5 protein-coding genes are annotated in these 5842 nt (G+C 48.7%); 3 read left to right on the top strand and 2 right to left on the bottom strand.

Annotated elements, in window-relative coordinates; genetic code table 11:
- Together H6F80_RS14500 and dnaN are read left to right on the top strand one after the other, a co-directional pair.
- A partial coding sequence (locus H6F80_RS14500; RefSeq protein ID WP_518523584.1) for a cyclic nucleotide-binding domain-containing protein occupies window positions 1-423 on the top strand: 423 nt, incomplete at its 5' end.
- 1228 nt (window positions 424-1651) lie between these two features.
- On the top strand, window positions 1652-2785 hold the full coding sequence (dnaN, locus tag H6F80_RS14495; RefSeq protein ID WP_190792242.1) for a DNA polymerase III subunit beta: 1134 nt from the start codon (window positions 1652-1654) through the stop codon (window positions 2783-2785).
- Between the two features lie 455 nt (window positions 2786-3240).
- On the opposite strand, the gene H6F80_RS14490 is transcribed toward dnaN, so the two are convergent.
- Complete coding sequence (locus H6F80_RS14490; protein ID WP_190792241.1) at window positions 3241-3831, bottom strand: GAF domain-containing protein; 591 nt, start codon at window positions 3829-3831, stop codon at window positions 3241-3243.
- Between the two features lie 123 nt (window positions 3832-3954).
- Entirely contained in the window at window positions 3955-4269 is a 315-nt protein-coding gene (locus H6F80_RS14485) for a hypothetical protein (RefSeq protein WP_190792240.1), read from the bottom strand.
- 430 nt (window positions 4270-4699) lie between these two features.
- On the opposite strand from H6F80_RS14485, the gene H6F80_RS14480 reads away from it, so the two are divergent.
- Window positions 4700-5842: AMP-binding protein (locus H6F80_RS14480; RefSeq protein WP_190792239.1), on the top strand; the 1143-nt coding region annotated here is incomplete at its 3' end.

Below are 5842 nucleotides of genomic sequence, written 5' to 3'. Positions count from 1 at the left end.
ATTCCGCTCACCGTTTTACAACAGATTTACGAAACAAATGAAACCTTCCGCAGTCGCTACGATAAGCTGTTCGAGCTGCGCGAAAAGTTTCAATATCACCTGCTCAATTGCAGCACCTACCCACCTCAAGCTGTAGCATCACTGCTGCGAGCACTCGTGTATCAGGAACGATCGCTGGGCAATCAACCAAACGGAGAAGGCATTTATACCTTTGATTTACCGATCGACATTATTGCCCGTGCTTGTCAGTTAAATCATCGCACCGTCGAGCAAGTGATTAAAGGAATGCACAAAGTCGGACTGGTTGAACCCACAAAAGATAGCGATACCTCAAATGATATTTTGCGCGTGATTGATGCAGAAGGTTTAAAGGAAACCTACAGCGCAACCAGAGATAAAGTATCGTGGTGGCCCCTCAAGTAGGGCAAACGATTCAGTCTCAAAGTCCTAGAAAAGGGGAATGCCCAGGATATATCTGATGAAGTTGCTGCCACTTTCACCCTAGAGACGATCGGTATACCCCAGTAGACACACTCTTCCAGTCTAATTACTCCCTACCTAAATGATGGAAGAGGGCTACAGGTAGTCAAAGTCCGATCGCTACACTAAGCAAGGATTTCATCGCAATTTCATCACTGCCTACTATTGTAGAAATAACTAAATGGTCATAATTTTTGCCCTATTCCTTTCAGGAGGGGCTTTTTCTTTCTCTGAAGCTTGTGGGTACACGAGAACTACCGACAAGCTTGATTCCCTGGGGTAGAGCTAAGACCGGGAAACTTATGCAGGGATGTTTCTGACAGGGATAGGTAATTGAACGAGAGCGCGAATTACAGCGTCTATTTCAAGCTATCTGATTAAAGATAGGAAAGAAAAAGCTTGCAACAATAGAAAGTGACACAAAAAACTGTGATTTGAGTACTTAACTCTGACACTTTCGCTGAGATTACTCGATAGGTTTGATAGAGCGTTTGATAGAAACAAGCACAATGGGCAATTGATCGTCTTGGCAGCAGGGGAACGTTGCAATTGCAGCGATAGCGAACAAACGATCGCTATCGTTTAACCTGAGCGAGCAACTGTCACACTTCCATTTTAAAAGTTTTGGTAAAAACTACCATTACTAAAAACAAACTTTACTGCAAAAAGTTAAGAAATGTGAAGCAAATTTAGCCTGTGGAAAACTTGCGTCTTTCCTGTGGAAAACTTGTTGAAAAGTAGTGGAAAAGCTATTCTTTAAAGGGGATAGCGAAAGTGAGTATAATTACCTATGTGATAAAAGCAGCAGTTTTCCCACAGGTTTTCCACAGGAACGATCACTTGAACCTCAACTCATCTAAGCATTTCGCAACTTTTTCCCTATTTTCCACAGGCTCTATTACTGCTAGATCTCTTTAAAACTATTTAAGAATAATCAGATCAAACGATCGAGCGATCGAGCAAAAAGGCTTGATTGAATGCGAATCGACAAGGGTGTTACGATCTGCATCCAGATTGGAAGCGTGTAGGCAAACCCTGAGAAATCCTTTACTCACTTTCTCAGATCCACGCTATATTTCTGCCAGCATGGGTTCTTTGGCATAGCAACCCGAAGTCAAACCGTGTTCCGCCTGTCTGCGATTTCCTCCCCCGTTTACGTTCACTTCCGTCCATGAAACTCATCTGCACCCAAAGCGAACTGAATACGCATCTCTCCCTGGTCGGTCGCGCGGTTCCTTCCCGTCCGAGTCATCCGGTTTTGGCAAATGTCCTGTTGACCGCGAATGACGAAACCCAGCAGGTCAGTCTAACAGGCTTTGATCTGAGCCTGGGCGTTCAAACCAGTTTTGCAGCACAGGTTCAGGAGGCAGGAACGCTAACGCTTCCGGCAAAGCTACTGTCAGACATCGTTTCTCGGCTGCCCGAAGGCGAAATTACCCTGTCTGACGAGGGCAATGAAGCTTTGGTGACGCTCACCTGTTCATCGGGACGCTATCAGGTGCGGGGTATGGGGGCAGAAGATTATCCAGAACTGCCTGCGATCGAGGATGGAAACATTGCCCAGCTTCCTGTTGAGGCACTGATTGAAGGGCTGCGCGGTTCGCTCTTTGCGACCAGTTCTGACGAGTCGAAGCAGGTGCTCACGGGCGTTCACATTACCGCAGAAGCCGACGGATTAGAATTTGCCGCCACTGATGGACATCGCCTCTCCGTGGTGCAGACCGTGAGTGAGGATAATCAAAACGAGGCGGAGTTTGGCGTCACCGTGCCCGGCAAGGCACTGCGGGAGCTGGAGCGGATGCTGCAAACTAATGGAACTGGAACAGCGATTACGGTACGGTTTGACCAGGGACAGCTTATCTTCGTCTGGGAAGGCAATCAACGCCTCACCAGTCGCCTGCTCGAAGGGCAGTATCCCAACTATCGCCAGCTTATTCCTCGCCAGTTTTCCCGCCAGATGACACTCGATCGCCGCCAGGTCATTAGCGCGCTGGAACGAATTGCAGTCCTGGCAGACCAGAAAAATAGCATTGTCAAACTCAGCCTCAACAGCGTTGTGCAGGAGCTTGTCCTCTCGGTAGACGCGCAGGATGTAGGTAGTGGGCGGGAGGCGATCGCCGCTCAAATTTCTGGTGACGATCTAGAGATTGCCTTTAACGTGAAATACCTGCTGGAAGGGCTGAAGGCATTGAATACCACAGAGATACAGATGCAGTTTAATACGGCAACTAGCCCCTCCATTCTGACCCCAGTGGGCGGCGTGAAGATGACCTACCTGGTGATGCCTGTTCAGGTTCGTAGTTGAAGTCTGACTGTATTTTTTGCTTCAAAGATATTTTTGTTTCAAGGATACTTTCGCCAAGCTGAAAAATTTGATTTTGAGCGATCGTTCTGAAGAAGAACCTTGCAAAAGCGATCGCTCAACCCACAAGAAGAGCCTGAATTAGAAAAAGGGGTAGGGCAACACAGCTATCTGCTAGAGATTCATGATTTTCTTGCTATCTCTTTATGGCAACTTTGACCAATTTCAGGAGATGCCTATTAGGCTGATAGCAGGGTGAGTGACTACCCTACCCAAGACCGGGGCAGGCAGTTATGGGGGCTCATGGACTGCTTGCTTCCCCTTGGGTACTCGTCAAGAGTCGCAGAGCGATTTGAACGAGTGATATAAACTACCACAGCAAAAACCGATTCAATTTCGGTCATCTTCAAACATCGGCGCTAAGGTTTTGCAGTGAGAAAAGTATGCTGTGTTCCAGGCTAATCCTCAAGCAGAGCTGTTTTGCGGCGATCGATATTCACGATCACAGAAGACGTTGATAGCGTTTTTGCACCCTGCTGCATAGTCTGCACGTCGATTTCTCGCCAGTCTTTCGGACTCTGGCAGTGATGAGCAACCAGTAATCCCCACAGACGCACCTGCTGATTTGATTCATCTTGCAGCGGAACCAGAATCGGCACGACGAGATTCGCTCGTACCTGCATTCCTTTCAGGAAACTCCGATGGCACTCGGCGATCGGTTCAGTGTCAATATCAGATATGGCTCGAACTCTGCCTTTTAGATATTGCTCTGCATATTCGCCGTTAAAGCACTCGTCGGGTCCGGTTTCGCCGTAGATGGAATATTTTGTGTCGCTTAGAGCTTCAAAGGTGACGCGCCCTTCCCATTCTCGATAGAAGTAATAAAGGGCAACGCGATCGACTTGAAGCTGTTCGCGCAATTCGTTGGCTGTTTTTTGGACTAAATCATCGCGCTCAAGATTGTGCGACAGCCGTCGAATCAGCTTTTGCAAGCCCTGATCAAAGGAAGTCTCAGACGCAGACGATGAGCGATCGAAACGATTTTGCACAGACTTAATGATGGAAAACAGTAACAATAAACCAGCGTACTTCTAATCTAGCTCTGGTTTAGCTTTAGGGCAATCACTCGATAGCAAGAGGTTGATGCAAAGCAGTTTCCTGGCAAGAATTAACTATCCGGCAGTTTTTAAAAGCTGATTGAGCTGCTGTACGAGCGGATCGCGCTGCTGTTGCTTAATCCGTTTGTAAGCGATCGCTAAACCCATTGCGAGACGGTCTTCGATCGCGGCTGCGGTTTGCTTTGATCGACAGGAATTCGCTAGCTTCTGGTAACTTTCTGCTCGGAACAGCGTGATGACTAACTCTTGAAACAATGCTGCATCAAAACAGGAAATCGTTTCCCGCAGTTCTGAGTCAGCAATCAGCAGTTGCTTTGCCTTACAGCGAATGACTGCCCGCATTGGCTGAATCGGTTGAGCAAGTTCCATAAACTGTCTTTGCATTTGAAAGAATGCTGTGAAGTATATCGTCTTACCAAAATCAGACTCAATCTTCTCGCGATAGATCTAAGAGATCTCAACCTGTAGCAAAGGAGGGAGATTTGAATCGAGTGCTATTCAGATCTCGATTGCGACTTTTCAAATAGGCTCTGCCGGGCTGCTCGCACCGGTTAATGTCTCCTCACTTTAGGTTGAGGATGAGCGTTAGACATGACTAATGCCGATTAGTTTAGCCAATGCAACTTTACAATCTGCCAAACGCAAAACCTAATTCTCTGCTGCGTTCAGAACTTGAAGAATCCCTAATTAATTGACTCAAAAGGGACACCAGCCCAGTATGTTTTTAGATCGGGGCACTGCGGGCAAGACTCTAACTGTCCCAGCTTCGGCATTTTATTGCGTTTATTTTAGATGCGCTATGAGTGAATCCACGATCGAATCCATTCTGCAAGAAAATCGTTTATTCCCCGCGACTGCCGCATTTGCCCAGCAGGCCCAGATCAAGAGCTTGGAGGAATACCAGCAGCTCTATGATCGCGCCAAAGCTGACCCAGAAGCGTTTTGGGCAGAACTGGCAGAACAGGAGCTGCACTGGTTTCAAAAGTGGGACAAAGTGCTGGACTGGCAGCCACCGTTTGCCAAGTGGTTTGTGAATGGCAAAATTAATATCTCCTACAACTGCCTCGATCGCCACCTGACCACCGAGCGACGCAACAAAGCTGCGCTGATCTGGGAAGGCGAACCGGGCGATTCGCGCACGCTCACTTATGCCCAGCTTCATCGGGAGGTCTGTCAATTTGCCAATGTGCTGAAGCAGTTGGGCGTGAAAAAGGGCGATGTAGTGGGCATTTATATGCCGATGATTCCCGAAGCAGCGATCGCGATGCTTGCCTGTGCCCGAATTGGTGCGCCGCATACAGTGGTGTTTGGCGGATTTAGTGCGGATGCCCTGCGCGATCGGCTCAACGACGGCAAAGCAAAGCTGGTGATCACCGCAGACGGAGGGTGGCGGAAAGATGCGATCGTGCCCCTCAAAGAACAGGTGGATAAAGCACTGGCAAATGGGGCGGCTCCAAGCGTGGAAAACGTGCTGGTGGTGCAGCGAACGGCGCAATCGATTCAAATGGAACCCGGACGCGATCACTGGTGGCATGACCTGCGTCCGAATGCTTCGGCAGACTGTCCCGCAGAGCCGATGGACAGCGAGGATATGCTGTTTATTCTCTATACGTCGGGCAGTACGGGCAAACCGAAGGGCGTGGTTCACACCACGGGCGGCTACAACCTCTACACCCACATAACCACCAAGTGGATCTTTGATCTGCGCGATACGGATGTTTACTGGTGTACGGCAGATGTGGGCTGGATCACCGGACACAGCTATATCGTTTATGGTCCATTGTCGAACGGGGCAACCACGCTGATGTATGAAGGTGCGCCGCGTCCCTCTAATCCGGGCTGCTTCTGGGATGTGATCGAGAAGTACGGCGTGAATATTTTCTATACGGCTCCCACGGCGATTCGGGCGTTTATCAAAGCGGGGGAAGAGATACCGAATGCT

Origin of the sequence: Leptolyngbya sp. FACHB-711, assembly GCF_014695615.1 — a bacterium.
Classification (GTDB): domain Bacteria; phylum Cyanobacteriota; class Cyanobacteriia; order Elainellales; family Elainellaceae; genus Leptolyngbya_A.
This window is presented reverse-complemented; position numbering and strand designations above follow the sequence as displayed.